Source organism: Bryocella sp. (assembly GCF_058498515.1).
On record NZ_JBMHYI010000063.1, the window covers coordinates 1 to 16,376 of the forward strand.

Here is a 16,376-nt window from a genome sequence, read left to right on the forward strand (position 1 = left end):
TTTCGTCGATGAGGGCGTTGGGGCCGTGCTTCATCTCGCCGGCGGGGTAGCCTTCGGCGTGGATGTAGGAGATCTCCTTGAGCTTGAGGGCGCCTTCGAGGGCGATGGGGTAGTGGATGCCGCGGCCGAGGAAGAGGAAGTCGCGCGCGGTGGAGAAGGACTTGGCGAGCTCGCAGCACTGGTCGTCGACGGTGCGGAGGACTTCTTCGAGTTTTCCGGGGATTTTGGAGAGCTCGGTGACGAGGTGGAGGGAGTGCTCGAAGGTGACGGTGCCGCGGACCTGCGCGATGTAGAGTGCGAGCGTAAAGAGGGCCGTGAGCTGGGCGGTGAAGGCCTTGGTGGAGGCGACGCCGATCTCGGGGCCGGCGTTGGTGGTGATGACTCCGGCAGCGAGGCGGGTGACGGCGGAGCCGACGACGTTGCAGATGGCGAGGGTCTTGGAGCCCTTGGCGATGAGTTCGTGCTGGGCGGCGATGGTGTCGGCGGTTTCGCCGGACTGCGTGATGAGGAGGCCGAGCTCGAGGGGGTTGGGGATGGGGTCGCGGTAGCGGTACTCGCTGGCGTAGTCGACGTCGACGGGGAGGCGTGCGAGGCGTTCGATCATGAACTTGCCAGCGAGGCCCGCGTGCCAGCTGGTGCCGCAGGCGGCGATGGTGATGCCGGTGGTCTTGCGGAACTCGTCTTCGGAAATGTTGAACTCGTCGAAGAAGACCTTGCCGGTATCGAGGGAGACGCGGCCGAGGGTGGTGTCGCGGACGGCGCGCGGCTGCTCGTTGATTTCCTTGAGCATGAAGTGCTTGTAGCCGGCTTTTTCGGCCTGGATGGGGTCCCAGGTGATGCGCTGGGTTTTGAGGGGCTTGAGGCCCCCTTCGAAGTCGGTGAGGATGATGCCGGCGGTGGTGAGGGTGGCGACCTCGAAGTCCTGGAGGAAGTAGATCTCGCGGGTGTGGTGGAGGATGCCGGGGACGTCGGAGGCGACGAAGTATTCGCCGTCGCCGATGCCGAGGACGGCGGGTGGGCCCATGCGGGCGGCGACGAGCTTGTCGGGCTCGTGCGCGGAGAGGACGCCGATGGCGAAGGCTCCGGTGAGGCGCTTGACGGCGCGGCGGACGGCCTCTTCGAGGGGCAAGGGTTGAGGGCCAAGGGCCAAGGGGCCAGAGGATTCTAGGACGGTTTGGGATTCGTTGGAGTCAGCCGGGTCCGTGGCTACGCGGGCGTCGGTGGTGATGGGGGATTCGGTGGAAGACCCCACCCTTTGCGATGAAGCTGCAAAGGATGGGCCACCCGGATTTGTCGCGGCTAGCTCTAGTTCGTCCTGGATGACGTGGGCGATGATTTCGGTGTCCGTTTCGGACATGAACTTGTGGCCCTTGGCGATGAGGGCGTTCTTGAGGGCGAGGTAGTTCTCGACGATGCCGTTGTGGACGACGACGAGGGAGCCGGTGCCGTCGCGATGGGGGTGGGCGTTCTCTTCGGTGGGGCGGCCGTGGGTGGCCCAGCGGGTGTGGCCGATGCCGTAGGTGCCGTGGACGGGATCCTTTTCGAGGATGGCGGCGAGGTTGCGGAGCTTGCCGGGAGCGCGGCGGAGCTGCAGCGGGTTGGGCTTGCCATCGGGCGTAAGGCCGCCGGCGACGGCGATGCCAGCGGAGTCATAGCCGCGATATTCGAGGCGCGCGAGGCCTTCCATGATGACGGGAACACAAGCCTTGGGTCCGATGTAACCAACGATTCCGCACATGCTGAGAGTGTACTTGGGTGGCGAGATTGATCGCGTGGCGGAGGAAGGATTCTGTTGAGGTACGAGGTGTTGAGCGATGAGCTATGAGGAAAAGCACAAGGCCCACGCGGCGGTACGCGCGGGCCCTGGGGTGGGATGAGACGTAAGCCCGGGTCGAGACTCCGGACCCGGGCACGCTTTGTGCTGCGATTAGAAGGTGACCTTGATGGAACCCTGGAAGACGCGGGCGTTGTTGGAGGTGGAAGAGATCTGGCCGAAGGTGGAGGAGCTGAGGGCGGCGGCGCTGCCACTGTTAGCGGCAACCGTACCTGTCGTGGCGCCAGAGGGCGGATTGAAGTTGGGGTGGTTGAGAGCGTTGAAGGCTTCCAAGCGAAGGGTGGTGGAGAGGTTCTCGTAGATCTTGAAGACGCGCGAGATCTGCGGATCGAATTGGTACTGGGGTAGACCGCGGAAGCTATTGCGGCTGATATTGCCGTACGCTCCGGAGGCGACTGGGTTGGAGCAGGGGCTGGAGGTGGTTGAGCTGCCGCAGAAGGCTGCGGGGTTCAGATACCCGCGATTGATGGCGCCGGAGCCGGAGCGATTCGGGATGTGAATGTAGACCGGAACGCCTGGGATGAGGTTGGGACGATCGTTGCCGATGTCGGTGAGGGAGATGTCGGTGCCGGTGGTGACGGTGAAGGGTTCGCCGCTGGTGATGTGGGTGAGGGCTGCGAATTCCCAGCCGTTGATCAGGGTGCGGACGATGCTATTGGTCAGATGGAAGCGGCTCATCGCGACGAGGGAGATGTTCTCGACGTCACGATAATCCGAGCCGCAAGGACCGTAGTCCATACCAGGGTTGTAGGGGTTTTCGACGCCGGTGCCAGCGTAATCGCCTTGAGCGTCGTAGATGTTGAGGCACTTGGACCAGGTGTAGTTGGCCAGGACGCTGAAGCTGTCGGAGAGACGATGCTGGATGCTGGCGACCATGCCGTTGTAGTTACCCATGGCTCCATAGCCCACCTGCACCGAGCCACCACCGCCGCCGGCGTACTGATTGCCCTGGTTGGGATTCTGCTGCGTGAGATAGAAGCGCGAGTTTTGATTACCAGTGGTGGAGCACGGTGTGCCCGCAGCGCCGGGCTTCACCGCCGCCGCCCCGGTGGTGACGATGCCGGCGCAACCAGTACCGCCCGCTCCCCAAACGCCGGGGATGTAGATTGCCGGACTCAGCGGAACGCCGAGCGGCATGTGGGTGGTCTTGTTGCCGATGTAATCGACCGACAATTGCCAGCCATGGCCGAACTGGCGCTGGATGCTGGCGGTCCACTGCATGGTGTAGGAGGGATGGAACTGCGTAGGCATGACGATGTACTGCGATTGCGGATAGAAGAAAGCCGTCGTCGCCGTGGGAACCTGCGGCTGTGGGAAGGGGTTGGTGGTGAGGGAGCCGGAGGACCAAGGTGCGCTGAAGCTGACTGGACCTGAGCTCGAGGTCTGGGTCTGGCTGATGGCGGTGGCGAAGGGCGGGTTCTGCTGGGTACGCTGGCCGGTGAAGAAGTTGACCTCGTCGTAGATCAACTCGGTGCCGGCGCGGATGACCGTCTTGCCTTTGCCGCCGATGTCATACGCCAGCGCCACGTTGGGCGAGAACTGCCAGGGCGAGTTCTTGGTGAACTGGCGCGAGACGCCGTGATCGCCGTAGTAGTACGAGCCTGCAGGAGCGTTGGGATAGACGGTGCTGACCTGGTTGGCCAGGAACGCGCTCATGCTGAAGGTGGTGCCACGATTGAAGAAGTCGACGGGAAGATATTCCGGCGACCAGCGGATACCAGCCACGAGGGTGAGTTGCGGGGTGGCATGGAAGGTGTCCTGCGCATAGAGGCTGGGCACATTTCCGCGCAAAGCGTTCTGCTGTTCCTTGCTCTGCTGGAACGGGGGCGTCTGGCCGCTGGCGGTCATGGCGCCGCGGAGAAAGTCGAGGCCACCGTCGCCGACAGTGGTGCCACCGGCCGGACCGCTGCCGCTGGCAACCGCGCCGAACTCGAAGACGCCGTTGGCTTCATACGAGTTGGTGATATTGAGTTGGTTGTGGGCCCACTCACCGCCAAACACGATCTGGTGCTTGCCGCGCAGCATCGTGACATCGTCGTTGAAGGTGATGGTGTTGTCATTGAAGTGGGCCACTGAGTTAGTGCCACCACCCATGGTGAACTTATTGGCGACCGCGAGATAGAGACCGTTAGGGACTGCCTGATAGATATTCACGCCGAGGGTAGCAGCGTTGATATCGCTGGCTGCGTAGCCACGGTTATTGAGGCGGCGCAGACCGGTGAGATGGGCACTGTTGACCGTCTTGCTGCTTATCGTCCAGTTCTCGCCAAAGGTGATGCTCTGGGTGCGCTCCACGTTGCCGGAGGCGGTGGTGACGAGGATGTTATTGGGGAAGAAGAACGCCGGGGCCTGATAGCCATCGATGAAGTAACGGCCATAGAAGTTGTGTTTGGCGCTGATGTTCCAGTCGACGCGAGTATCAAATTCATTGTCGAAGACATCCTGCGGAATGGCGTAGCTGACCAGACCACAGCCATAGGGATCGACCGTGGGGCTGATGGCAGGCAGATACTTCTGCAGCGCGAGCGACTGGGCGTTCCATGCGGGCGGGGTAGCGTACTTGTTGCCAGGGATGGTGGCGCCTGTGAGGGGGTCGACGAGCTGAACAGTTTTGGTGTTGCAGGAGGTTGAGGTGATGGTCGTACCTGGAGGAGGGGACGTCACCGAGAAGTCGCCGGCGAGGTTGGCGGCGGTAGGCACGTGAGCCTGCGTCGAGGCGGAGGTCTGCTTGCTGATCAGGTGCTGGTACGCGACGAAGAAGAAAAGCTTGTCGCGACCATTCAAGACCTTGGGGATCCATACCGGGCCGCCGAAGGTGCCGCCGAACTGGTTCTGATGCAGTTGGTCCTTGGTTACAGAGAAGAAGTTGGTGGCGTCGAGATAGTTGTTGCGGATGAACTCAAAGCCTGAGCCGTGGAACTTGTTGGTACCGGAGCGGGTGACGGCGTTGACGAGGCCGCCGGAGTGCATGCCGTCCTGCGCGCCGAGTGCGGTGGACTCTACGCTGAACTGGCTGAGAGCATCGGGGAATGGGAAAGGCAGATTGCCGTTGCCCATGTAGTCGTTGTTGTCGCCGCCGTCCAGACGCCAGAGGGTGGTGTTGCCGGCGCCGCCGGCCACCGAGATGGAGATGGTCTGGTAGGAGTACTTGCTGCCGGTGAAGTCGCCTGCGGGCGCGGCGGTGGCGCCGCCGGTGACCAGCAGAAGACCGGTGATCTGGCGGCTGGCGGAGTTGAGCGGAAGCTCGGTGATGTCCTGCTGGTCGACGGTCTGCTTGAAGCTGGCGTCCTCGGTCTGGAGGGCGAGACCTTCCGCCTCGACGGTGACCGTCTGGGTCTCCTGACCGATGGTCATCTTCACATTGACGGCGATGTTGCTGCCGACTTCGAGCACGTTGTGCTTGCTGCTGAAGGTCTGGAAGCCTGGAGAGGTGACGGTGACCGTATAGCTGCCGATGGGGATGTTCGGGAAGACGTACGCTCCCTGGCTATCGGCTTGGATGGTCTGCGTTACGTGCGTCGATTCCGCCGTCAGCGTGATTTTGGCATTGGGGATTGTTGCGCCGGCAGGATCGATGACTGTGCCCTGGATGTTACCGGTACCGGCGACCTGGGCGTAAGTTGGGGACGTAGCGAAGGAGAGGACGAAGACAAGTAGCGTGGCGAGTCGGGTGGTAAGGGTCCGGCTGACACGGCAGAGATGGTCCATCGGGTTTTGCCTCCAGGCAACAAGGGCGACGCCGATACTGCCAACGCGTGCGTGGCTGATACGCCCACACTGTTATCGCGGCAGCACGAGGAGCATGCGGCGAAGGATGAAAACCAAGCGCGCGCATAAGTGAAGTTAGGCGCCGCCCGGTCGTGAACCGGTATAACCGCAGGCGACGCAAGTCTAGCTGGTTCTAAATCGGGAGACATAGTCCGCCCAATGGAATCCTTTTGTCAAGACTTGTTCTGCGATGGGGTACGGCGGCGGCAATGGGGGCGTGGAGAGGTCCGAAATACGCCTGAATGAGGGAACTTTCACGCGTGGGTGGGCGTCGTGCGATGCACGCGCTGACCGTCAGACGAAGATGGGATGGAAGGAAGCGCGGCCCTCCCGCTGCGGCGAAGAGGGCCCGGTACCGTGGCGCGACTTATCTGTGCGCAGTTACTCCTGCGATGCGACGACAACCGGCCTGACGGGTTGCGACGAGCAAGAGAGTTAGCTTCGTGTGCTGTAGAGGATGATGGCTGAGGCTGGGGGCACGACGCTGGCTTCATGGAAGCGGGCGGGCTCGCCGAGTTCGGCGGTGCGGGCTTCGAGGGTGGGCGCAGTTAGCGTGAGGCCGACGGAGTAACGCGCGAGGTCGATGACTAGGGGCTGGGTGCGGTCCTTGTTGATGAGAGCGACGGCTTGCTGGCCGGTGGGAAGGGTGGCGGCGTACGCGGTGGCGTTGACCGGGCCGGGATCGAAGTCGACGGCGAAGAGCTGAGCGCCGGCGAAGGCTCCGGCGAAGCGCATGCCGTAGCTGACGGGCTCGGCGACGTACTCCGTGCCGATGTGGGCGATGGGCGTGTAGTAGGGATGCGGGTGCTGGGCGGGATTGCCATGCGCGGCGAGGACGAGCTCATCGCCGGGCAGCTTGCCGCCGAGGGAGTTGGCGACCATCTGGCCATCGCCACCATGGAGATTTACTCCGGTGTAGCCGAGCGAGGCGAGCTTGAGCATGTAGTCCGCGGACCAGAGCGCGGAGGCGAAGACATCCGAGACTCCGGGCTTGCCGCCGCGATAGCAGGTGTTGCCTTCGGTCATGCGCCAGTGGGTGCCGAGCTTCTTCGCCGCGGTGGAGACCATCTGAGCCTGCTTGAGGACGGTGGGACTAGGGCCGAGGATCTTGTCGATGGTCATCTCGGGGTTCGAGGGCGGGCCGCCGATGTAGTAGTGGTGCGAGAGGCAGGCGATGTGGGAGCGGATGGGATCGTTCTGGAGGCGCTCGCCGATGGTGGCGAACCACTCGGCGTTGGAGGCGATGTCGGGCATGCCGAACATGGCGTCGGGGACGCGGGCGAGGATGGCTTTGGCGAAGGGGAGCCACTCGGCTAAGAAGGCATCGACGCCCCAGGTTTTGGGGTCGCGGATGGTGGAACCGAAACGGTCGGCTTCGTTGCCGATCTGGAGGTACTCGAGCTTGCGGCCGAGGATTTTGGTGACGAAGGCGGCTTCCTCGGCGGCGAGTGAAGGGATGTTGGTGCCGAGATTGATGCCGTAGAGGCAGGTCCAGCCGGTGACCTCGAGGAAGCCGTTGAGGTTGTGGATGGCCTCGGGCGTGACGGCGTAGGCGGTGTTGGGGTCGGGGTCGCCGACCTTGTACTCGCGGGGCTTGCGTGGCGGCATCTGGGAGTCGGGCGTAGGCTTCCAGTAGCCGTAGTCGGAGGTGTTGCCACCCAGGCGAAGGACGCCGCGCGGGGTGAGCGCGCGCAGCTGGGAGATGAGGCCGGTGTTCGCGGGCGAGAAGAAGGTGGGATCGGAGAGCTGCTGGGTCTCGTAGCTGAGGCCGAGGAAGCTGGCGGGGATCGTGGGACCGGGCTGGTCGGGATGCAGGACGAGCCTGGCCTTCGGCGCGGTCTGGGCGAGGGCCTTCCAGGGAGCGGCGCCGGCACAGGCGGTGGCGGCGAGCGACAGAGAGACGAAGCGGCGGCGGTCCAGAGGGCTACGAGAGGACATATCCCCAAGAGGGTACATGATGGCTCGCGGGGTTGGCGCTGTTTAAGCGTTCGTCTTTCGGGGGTGTGAGGGCCCGCTGGCGGAGCGGATGCCCTACTAGTCGCGGAGATGGCGAAGGAGCAGGGTGGGATGGATGGGTTTGGCGAGCAGCTCGAACTGGTAGCCGCGTTCGCGCGCGCGGGAGAGGATCTCGACCGTGGCGGCCTGGCCGCTGATGAGGATGATGCGGGTGTCGGGGCAGGCCTGGCGGATGGCGATGGCAGCCTCGACGCCGTCGATGTGGGGCATCATGACGTCGGAGAGCACGAGGTCGGGGCACTCGGTGCGGGCCAGCTCGATGGCCGCGGCGCCGGAATAGACAGCGGTGGCGCGGAATCCGTTGCGATTGAGGATCTGCGCGATGGTGTCCGCGATGAGGGTTTCATCGTCGACGACCAGAACCCGGGGTTTGCGGGGCTCCTGCGCGGCGGAGCTTTTCTCGTTAAAAAGCACTGGCGGCAGCTTGGAAAATGAGCTCCCACCGTCGAAGAGAATCGGAATCATGATCAGGGTCCTGGCAAGGGGACGATCGTGAGGCAGACGAGTGCGAGTCGTCGGCTCCGCTGGCTGCCCCAAGCGGGAGATCGAACGCCATCGTCGCAGCAACTGGCTGTGTCTCCGTTACACAGTCTAATCGACAACCGGCCGGAAGGAAATGCAAACCCTTCCGTACCTGTAGTTTCCTATGATGCGACAACACTTTTGTTCCATGGCATCATGCCACGATGGGCCTCAGCAGGCCGCTGCTGTCGATTGCGGATATTACGGGAAAGGGGCTGAAAGGTGCGGTGACGAGCGAGGCGGCGAGAGTTCCAGAGGTGGTGGCTGCTCCGGCGGTAGCTTACACGTTGCAGTAGAGCGGATGAGGGCGAACGGGCAGCGCAGGAATGAAGGACGCGCGTTATGCGCCCTCTCCGGTGCTGCTACCCGCTCCCCCCTCCGCCGACAAGCCGAGTTTCGTTGCCTATCCGGATTTCGGTGAGATTAGATCGCCGTCATGCCGCCGTCGACAGCCAACTCCACCCCATTCACGAAGCTCGAATCGTCTGAGGCAAGAAACAGCGCGACCGTTGCGATTTCCCCAGGCTGCCCCATCGTTCCCCGAGGGATCAGGGACTCGAACATCTCCTTCGCCTCCTTGGTGAGAACTTCTTCCTGCATCGGTGTGGCGATTGGCCCCGGGCTGAGCACGTTCACCCGGATCTTCCTGCCCTTGAGTTCGTTGAGCCACGTGCGTGCGAAGGAGCGCAGCGCCGCCTTGCTGGCCGCATACACGCCGAAGCCGGGGAAACCCTTCACCGAAGCGACGGATCCGGTCATGATGATCGATCCACCATCGTTGAACAGCGGCAATGCCTTCTGAACCGTAAACAACGTTCCGCGTGTATTCAGGCCGAAGGCCGTATCGAAGTGCTGCTCGGTGATCTCGCCCAGCGGTAGGGCCTCGCCGGTGCCAGCGCTCGCGTACAGGACGTCGATCTTGCCCTTTTCTCGCTTGACCGTATCGAACAGACGGTCGAGGTCGTCGAGATTGGCCGCGTCACCGCGCACGCCGGTCACGTTCCTGCCAATGAGCTTGACGGCCTCGTCGAGCTGCTCCTGCCTTCTACCTGTGATGAAGACGTAGGCACCCTCTTCAACGAACCGCCTGGCGCTGGCGAGCGCCAGGCCGCTCGATCCTCCCGTGATGACTGCCACTTTTCCTTCAAGCTTTCCCATCATTGCTCCCTTCGGTGGATGTCCAGCATCCATTCCTGAGGAGTAGAGTTCTTTGGTGATGGACGAGAACTGCTCAAGAGTCCTAGTTTTTTGTCCATTCGTCCAAAACAGGAGGATAACGTTGGACCCGATAACAGACATCTTCCGAACGATGCACGTGACCGCTTTCGGTCTGCACAGGCTCGAAGCCACAGCCCCGTGGGGCGTGAAACAGGAAAATCGGGCCGAAGAAAAAGTCACGCGTTCCGGTAAGGAGACCTACCCCACGGATTTGGCGCACTTCGCCATGCTTTCTCGCGGCAACTGCTGGCTAAGTGTGGAAGGGATTGCGGAGCCGATTCCGCTGACCGGTGGTGATTGCTTTTTGCTGGCTAAGGGGACTTCGATTGTTTTGCGCGACAGCCCGCGAACACGTCCGAAGTGGACTTTCCGTGAGATCGGGGCCAGGGCCAACGGCAATGTGGCACTTTGCGGCGGTGGCGGCGCACCGACGACCATCGTCTGTGGGTCGTTGAGTTTCGATCGCGCCAGTCTGAAGCCGATCAGTCAGTTATTACCGAGCTTCCTTCTGATGAAGGCCGATGAGGCACGCACGCTTGCTCTTCACAACACAGTGCAGGCGCTGGCTTCGGAGATGGCAGAACAGTCGCCGGGATCGGAAGTCGTCGCGACTCGGCTGGCGGAGGTTCTGTTTATCCAAGTGCTCCGGGCGCATATTGCGTCGGGACCGGAACGCAGTAAAGGATGGCTTCGCGGGATATTCGATCCTCAGATGGGCACGGCCCTGGGCGCCATTCACGACAGTGTGAATGCACCCTGGACGGTGGAATCCCTGGCCGAAGCGGCGGGCATGTCTCGCTCCGCGTTCGCAGCACGTTTCAAAGAGCTGCTCGGACAAACACCACTGGAATATGTCACCGAGTGGCGGATGCAGAAGGCGATGCAGTTACTCCAGCAGCGGGAGAAGAAGCTCATCGACGTTGCCCGGTTGGTCGGTTACGAGTCCGACGCTGCGTTCAGCAAGGCGTTCAAGCGGGTTGTCGGGGCCAGCCCTGGTGGATACCTGAAACGTGGTTTTGAGGGCCACGGTTATGCAGGAACGGTAGACCACGATCAGACCCGGTGAAGGGGTTTCTCGTCATCTATCGTCGCGGATGGATTACTCCTTGCCTGTAGTCGACGAAGAACTGGGGGAATCCTTTAGGGGATGTGCCTCCGCTGAAGCCGCTGGAGGGCGCAACGACGATCGCGGTGGCGAAGGCTCCTGAGGTGGCGGCTCCGGCCGCACCTTGCAAGCTGCAGTGGGGCGATAAGCGCCGTTGCTACATGAAGGTGTTACACCGTCTCGCCAAAGATGTATGGATGGGTCGTCCCCCTGCGCTCATCCTTAAGGAGTTTCGCGCTATCAAGTTTGCGGGGAGCGCGGCCGGTGGGTCGGGCGTTGAGGCTGCTGCAGTTCCAACACCGTCAACCTTTGAGTACGAGCGACATTGCATCGGGGAGATCATCCAGAGTCTCTTCCAGGTGGAGGAAAGCCTTGCTGAAATCTTTCGGGAATATCGTGTTTCTCGCGGTGGCACTGTGCTTCGCCAAGACGGTTGAGGCGCAAGCTCCGGCGATGTCCGCGGACGACACAGCTGCCTACATCAATGCGACGCTGCACAAATATCCGACGTTGGAGTTTGTCGATTCGGGATGTCCCGGCGATGAGCAGGTTGTCAGCATCTCAGAAGACCGGCGCAGCCTGATCATCAAGCAGACTTCGGGCACGGCTGCTGAAGGAAAATGCGATACCGTCCAAACGTTGACGGCGCCTATCTTCAGCTTGAACCTGGATATGCTCGGCACCTGGTCAAGGCAGGGTCAGCACTCTTCGTTTTTCCTGGATTGCGCTGGCCGCGTGGGTTGCTTCAGCCGCCGGTCTGACGCTCATACGCCAGTGGCCTCGGAAAACCAGTGGTTCCTGCAGGCGACAGCTCCCGACGTGATTTCGAACCGTCTGGCGAGAGCCATTCATCACCTTGTGGATTCGCTTTTGGCGGAGGCGAACATGCGAGTCGCTGCTAATGATCCCTTTTCCAAGGGTCCGCGCTAAGTCGTCGATTGTGCTCTGTGGCGAAGCGATGTGATGAGGGCTGATCAGGAGCCATCAGCGGTAAATCGCTTCCATGCTCCCTCGGAGATTACTTCGACGGAGTTGCCATCTACTTTGATGGCGGACTGATCATCGATTGCGTAGACGGGCACCGGTAACTTTGCCGCCCACATTGGCGCGTTCGCGAAAGAAGCATCCGGGCGATCTTCGTGGTTTGCGTGCGGGATCAAGGCAAAATCAGTGGATCCCGCACCCTTGGCCGTGATGAAGTTCATGGTGACGCTGTCTTCACCAGCGGGGAATGTCATGTCTTCGAGAGTAAGTCGGCTTCCGGTGCCCTCGTACGGTTTGTGATAGGTTTCGCCGAAGACTGGAGCTGCCACGATGCTGCCGGCGCTTACTCCGACATACACGACTGGCCGCTGCAAGGACGAAAAGAGATCCGGCAGGCCGGACTGGTGCATCCAGTAGCTGAGGTACAGCGGGTCGCCGCCCCAGACGAGGAGTGCATCGGTTTCCTCCACGGCGGGAACCCACGCACTTCGGTCGATGCTGGGCAACGCAGTAAGTTCGAGTAAGCCTAACGACTTCCAGCCCAACTCACACAAGGGCGTGCGGGCCTTTCCGCAGACCGCCTTATATGCCATGGCAGCGCCGACCGAGAAGGGATAGATGCCGGTAGGAACAACAAGGGCGTTGGATTCAGCAATCGGTTTGCCGAGGAGGTCCACCAGGGCCTGATGAATGCTCGGGTTACTGATGCCGGAAGAAGTAAGAAGAAGCTTCATGATGCTTGGCCTCCACCTCAGCGTGCTCGATGAGTTTACCTTTACGCATTTGCCGGGACAGCGGGGGCCTGTTCCTTCGCTCCTACGATGAGCAGCCAGAGCATGGCGACGATTTCGGCGAAGAATACTGGCTGGAAGTAGCGGAACAGCGTATCCGTGGAGTCGGGAGCGAGGAACCAGGTGATGCCGAGGATCACCCAGGCGACGCCGTCCACGAGAAGCCAGTATCCGAGCCAGCGTGGCAGGAAGCGGGAGCGCACGACCAGAGATCCAAACGGCAAGAGCCAGAGGCCCCAGAAGATCTGGTTGATGCTGTTGGCCTGCGAATGCATACGGATGAGAAGCATCCCGACGGCCTGACGCGTGGGCTCATCGAAGCCGGTGAAGGCGGCGCCTCCGCGAAAGACGAGGAGCGCGGATGCGTTGAAGACCAGGGTGACGAGGCTGAGGGCGGAGGAGACGAGTACCAGCGCCACGAGTTGCCGCGCGCGGTGGCGGTCTACGTCTTCGAAGAGGTGATAGAGCGCCAGGCTGAGGCCAATGAAGATGGCTGCCCCGAGCGATTCGGCGAGCATGCCCCAGCGGAAGAGCGTCTCGTTGGCGAGCACCCGCGCCGCTGTGGCAGCAGCGTCGTTGCGCACGATGGTGTGGGAAGGCACATAGAGCAGATAGAACGGTCCCAGCGTGAAGCCCAGATACCACAGCCCGGCGATACGAGCGGTTCGCTTCAGCGGTGTCATCGGCGTCTCCGGTGTGGAAGAGAGTACGCGATGGAGATGGATAAGTTCCGGGAAAAGGGTGCGGGGAGCGATCAGCCGATGTGGGAGCGGAGGCTGCGGCGAATTATGATTCGCCGTAGGGGGCGAGATGGGTGCGTGGGGTCCGGGGATCTACGAGAATGACGACGCAGCAGACTTCGTGACAGAGGTTATCAGCGGGAAGGGTCTGTCGGTCGGGGGGCCGTTCTTACCGCGTATGAATGACAAGACCCTGGCGTGCATGTTCAAGGAGCGCCTCTGCCGAGGCGGGCGACTCCGTTTCCAGATCGAGCCCGTTTGCGCGGACGGGGACAGAACTATCCTGCGGCAGGGCTTCCCCATAGATGATCATCAGCTCGCTGCGGTGATCGGCAGACGGTGAATGAAACATGCGCACGTGCGCAGCCCGATGAGGAAACGACAGGTGTTGCGTCTCGAACAAACGCTCGATCCCTGCCCCGTCCGACGCGGGATTCTTTGCCATCTCGACCAGGTAATCGGGCCAGCTTCCCACGTTGTAGACGAACGGAAGTCCGCCTATCTGTGTGGTCTGCTTTGAGCCGTACTTGTAGGTTCGATCGTTGGATGGCAGGAAGTGCTCAAACTGAATCCAGTAAAAGCTCGCTACCGACTTGTCGTGGCCGAGCCTTGCGAAAACAAACTGGTCCGCCTCCGCGACTCCGTAGAGGTTGACTTGTTGCGAACCGATGAAGCGATACCCCTTCCGGACACTCAGCTGTATGCGGGGAGACTGCTCTGAGAACAGCGTTCGGCCTCTGACGTGACGCACGGGCTTCGCGGCTGTTTCGTCGGCCCCGTAGGCAAACGCCGCAACCCCGAGCAGCAAAGCCGCCGCAGCGACCATTGTGGTTCTACTCGACCAGACGTGTCGTCCTAAGGGGCGCATCGACCCTCCTCAGTTTGAGGAAGATACGCTCGTCAAAACGAAAAGTTCCAGTTGAGTTTGCGCGGCGATGATGAGTTCCTGGAGACGCGCTTCGCCGCTCCGACCGTTTGCCTCGAGGCTATTTCCTGCCGGTGTATTCGACGAAGAGGTCGGGGAATTCGGATTTGAGGGTGGCGATTTTGGGACGGTCGCAGACGAGGATGTAGGTGTCGTTGGGGTTCTTGAGGGCGTAGTCCTGGTGATAGTCTTCGCCATCGAAGAAGCCGGAGTTCTTTGTGACCTCGGTGACGATCTTGTGGGGATATGCGTGGGCTGCGTCGAGCTGTGCGATGTAGGCCTGCGCGATGCGCTGCTGGCCGGGTGTGGTGAAGAAGATGGCCGAGCGGTAGCTGGTGCCGGTGTCGTTGCCCTGACGGTTGAGCGTGGTGGGATCGTGGACGGCGAAGAAGATCTGGAGGAGCTTGCCGAAGGTGATCTTCGAGGGATCGAAGACGACTTTGACGCTTTCGGCGTGCGCGGTGGCCTCGCTGGAGACCTGGTCGTAGGTGGCCGTGGAGGCGGTGCCGCCGTCGTAGCCGGCCTTGGTGTCGAGGACTCCTTTGACGCGCTCGAAGACGGCCTGCGTTCCCCAGAAGCAGCCTCCGGCGAAGATGGCGGTCTCGCGGCCAGGCTTCGCGGCGAGGGTGTCATCCTGCTTGGGTGCGGGGATGGGGTTGTGCGGGGTGGCCTGGCAGCCCAGGGTCGGGACGGTGAGCAGGGCGGCAACGAAGAGTGTGCGGAGCGGTTGCAGAGTCACGGGTGAGCCTCTGGGGATAAGACGTTGGGGCGGGGTGGGCGGATTCTATAGGGTGTTGTCGCCCATGCTGATGAGAAGCAGATCCTCTTCGAGGATGACAACAAGAAAGGCAAGAGCGAGGCTTGGGCTCTTCCGGGCGCGCTTATGCTCGTTAGCCCAGGTCCGAGAATCCGGACCCGGGGCACCCGTCGGGCGGGTCACTCAAGAAGAAGCAGATCCCCTGCGGGGATGACAACAAGAAAGACAAGGGCCTACCGCGGTGGGCCGAAGCGGTTGCGGAGCAGGGTGAGGCCTTCTTCGGGGGTGTGGATCTGGCCTTCGAGCTGGGCGTCTTCGGCGGCTACGAGCATGGCTTTGAACTGGGGGCCGGGTTGGTAGCCGGCGTCGATGAGCTCGCGGCCCGTGATGAGGAGCTGGGGGCGGAGTTCTTCGTGGCCGAGATCTTCGAGTTGCTCGAGCGCGTAGTTGTACGGGCCGAGGTTGCGGTTGGAGCTCATGACGTCGGCGTAGTGCAGCGCGAGGTGCTCGTCGAACTGCGGGAGGCGAAGGAAGCGCTTGAGGGTGGACTGCTTCATCTTCGTGATGTCGCCGAACTGCATGTGGTGCTTGATGAGCGCGAGGACCTGGTCGCACTCGTCGTTGGAGAAGCGGAGGCGGTTGAGGATGTTGCGGGCGATGGCGACGCCGACCTCGACGTGGCCGTTGAAGCGGATGCGGTCGCCGGGCTTGGAGGGATCGGGTGGGGTGAAGGTCGCGGGTTTGCCGACGTCGTGCAGGAGCATGCCCCAGGCGAGGGTGGGGCTGGCGGCTATTTTCCCTGAATTTCGCTCATTTTTCTTTAGATGATCGAGCAGCATCAGCGTGTGGATCCAGACGTCGCCTTCGGGGTGGTACTCGGGGGGCTGTTCGACGCCTTTCATGCGGGAGATCTCGGGGAGGATTTCGACGAGGAGGCCGGTCTCATCGAGGAGTTCGAAGCCGCGGCGGGCTCCGCCTTCGGTGAGGATGCGGGTGAGCTCGTCGCGGACGCGTTCGGCGGAGACCTGGTCGATGGTGGCGGCTTGCGCCTGGATGGCGGCGAAGGTGCGGGGCTCGATAGTGAAGTTGAGGCGAGCGGCGAAGCGGACGGCGCGCAGCATGCGGAGCTTGTCTTCTTCGAAGCGCTTGTGCGGCTCGCCGATGGCGCGGATGATGTGGCGCTCGAGGTCGCCGCGACCGCCGACGAGATCGAGGACGCAGCAGGCGGTTTGGCCGGGATGCGCGACGGTGAGGGGATCGCCCTGCTCGAAGGAGACGGGGTCGAGCAGCATGCCGTTGATGGTGAAGTCGCGGCGGAGGACATCGTGGCGTGCGTCGTTGGAGAAGCGGACGGAGTCGGGACGGCGGCCGTCGGAGTAGGCGCCATCGCTGCGGAAGGTGGCGACCTCGGTGGCGATGCGCTCGCCGGCGATTTCATTGATGACGAGGATGACGCCGAAGTGGGCTCCGACGCTTTCGGTGCGGAGGAAGGCGGCCTGCACGATGTCGGGGCGCGCGGAGGTGGCGACGTCGAAGTCCTTGGGCTCGAGGCCGAGGAGGATGTCGCGGACGCAGCCGCCGGCGAAGTAGGCGACGTGGCTGAGCTCATGCAGGCGGGCCGCGATGGCGAGCGCTGCTTCGTAGGCCGGATTGTGGAGGCGTGGCATCTCCTTGCTTCGATGATAGCCACTTGGCAGAGGGGCGATGTCTGGGCGG

The 16,376-nt window shown here is 62.3% G+C and carries 13 protein-coding genes and 1 pseudogene; 4 read left to right on the plus strand and 10 right to left on the minus strand.

Going from position 1 to position 16,376, the window contains the following annotated elements; translation table 11 throughout:
• The 4 genes from glmS to AC5E6W_RS17990 form a co-directional block, all read right to left on the minus strand.
• A partial coding sequence (gene glmS / locus AC5E6W_RS17975) for a glutamine--fructose-6-phosphate transaminase (isomerizing) (RefSeq protein ID WP_491753709.1) occupies positions 1-1,738 on the minus strand: 1,738 nt, incomplete at its 3' end.
• A 189-nt stretch (positions 1,739-1,927) separates the two neighbouring features.
• A complete protein-coding gene (locus AC5E6W_RS17980; protein WP_491753710.1) occupies positions 1,928-5,542 on the minus strand; it encodes a carboxypeptidase-like regulatory domain-containing protein in 3,615 nt (1,204 codons plus the stop codon).
• A gap of 495 nt (positions 5,543-6,037) precedes the next feature.
• Positions 6,038-7,540, minus strand: a complete 1,503-nt coding sequence (locus tag AC5E6W_RS17985) for a hypothetical protein (protein WP_491753711.1) — start codon at positions 7,538-7,540, stop codon at positions 6,038-6,040.
• A gap of 96 nt (positions 7,541-7,636) precedes the next feature.
• Positions 7,637-8,083, minus strand: coding sequence for a response regulator (locus AC5E6W_RS17990; RefSeq protein ID WP_491753712.1), 447 nt, complete (start codon positions 8,081-8,083; stop codon positions 7,637-7,639).
• 221 nt (positions 8,084-8,304) lie between these two features.
• Between AC5E6W_RS17990 and AC5E6W_RS17995 the strand changes: the two genes are divergently transcribed.
• Positions 8,305-8,436, plus strand: a complete 132-nt coding sequence (locus tag AC5E6W_RS17995) for a hypothetical protein (protein WP_491753713.1) — start codon at positions 8,305-8,307, stop codon at positions 8,434-8,436.
• A 127-nt stretch (positions 8,437-8,563) separates the two neighbouring features.
• Here the strand turns inward: AC5E6W_RS17995 and AC5E6W_RS18000 are convergent, their stop codons facing one another.
• Positions 8,564-9,298, minus strand: a complete 735-nt coding sequence (locus AC5E6W_RS18000) for an SDR family NAD(P)-dependent oxidoreductase (protein WP_491753850.1) — start codon at positions 9,296-9,298, stop codon at positions 8,564-8,566.
• A gap of 121 nt (positions 9,299-9,419) precedes the next feature.
• On the opposite strand from AC5E6W_RS18000, the gene AC5E6W_RS18005 reads away from it, so the two are divergent.
• Together AC5E6W_RS18005 and AC5E6W_RS18010 are read left to right on the plus strand one after the other, a co-directional pair.
• Positions 9,420-10,424, plus strand: a complete 1,005-nt coding sequence (locus AC5E6W_RS18005) for an AraC family transcriptional regulator (RefSeq protein WP_491753714.1) — start codon at positions 9,420-9,422, stop codon at positions 10,422-10,424.
• Positions 10,425-10,835: 411 nt separating this feature from the next.
• Entirely contained in the window at positions 10,836-11,393 is a 558-nt protein-coding gene (locus tag AC5E6W_RS18010) for a hypothetical protein (RefSeq protein ID WP_491753715.1), read from the plus strand.
• A gap of 44 nt (positions 11,394-11,437) precedes the next feature.
• On the opposite strand, the gene AC5E6W_RS18015 is transcribed toward AC5E6W_RS18010, so the two are convergent.
• Together AC5E6W_RS18015 and AC5E6W_RS18020 are read right to left on the minus strand one after the other, a co-directional pair.
• Positions 11,438-12,181, minus strand: a complete 744-nt coding sequence (locus tag AC5E6W_RS18015; protein WP_491753716.1) for a Type 1 glutamine amidotransferase-like domain-containing protein — start codon at positions 12,179-12,181, stop codon at positions 11,438-11,440.
• Positions 12,182-12,222: 41 nt separating this feature from the next.
• On the minus strand, positions 12,223-12,921 hold the full coding sequence (locus AC5E6W_RS18020; RefSeq protein ID WP_491753717.1) for a DUF4386 domain-containing protein: 699 nt from the start codon (positions 12,919-12,921) through the stop codon (positions 12,223-12,225).
• 127 nt (positions 12,922-13,048) lie between these two features.
• Here AC5E6W_RS18020 and AC5E6W_RS18025 point away from each other — a divergent pair.
• Positions 13,049-13,111: pseudogene (locus tag AC5E6W_RS18025) on the plus strand (DUF4259 domain-containing protein); the annotation flags it as partial.
• A gap of 36 nt (positions 13,112-13,147) precedes the next feature.
• Here AC5E6W_RS18025 and AC5E6W_RS18030 read toward each other — a convergent pair.
• The 3 genes from AC5E6W_RS18030 to AC5E6W_RS18040 form a co-directional block, all read right to left on the minus strand.
• Positions 13,148-13,804, minus strand: coding sequence for a hypothetical protein (locus tag AC5E6W_RS18030; protein WP_491753854.1), 657 nt, complete (start codon positions 13,802-13,804; stop codon positions 13,148-13,150).
• A 160-nt stretch (positions 13,805-13,964) separates the two neighbouring features.
• On the minus strand, positions 13,965-14,642 hold the full coding sequence (gene msrA, locus AC5E6W_RS18035; protein ID WP_491753718.1) for a peptide-methionine (S)-S-oxide reductase MsrA: 678 nt from the start codon (positions 14,640-14,642) through the stop codon (positions 13,965-13,967).
• Between the two features lie 251 nt (positions 14,643-14,893).
• Complete coding sequence (locus AC5E6W_RS18040) at positions 14,894-16,327, minus strand: CCA tRNA nucleotidyltransferase (protein ID WP_491753719.1); 1,434 nt, start codon at positions 16,325-16,327, stop codon at positions 14,894-14,896.
• Positions 16,328-16,376: the final 49 nt, after the last annotated feature.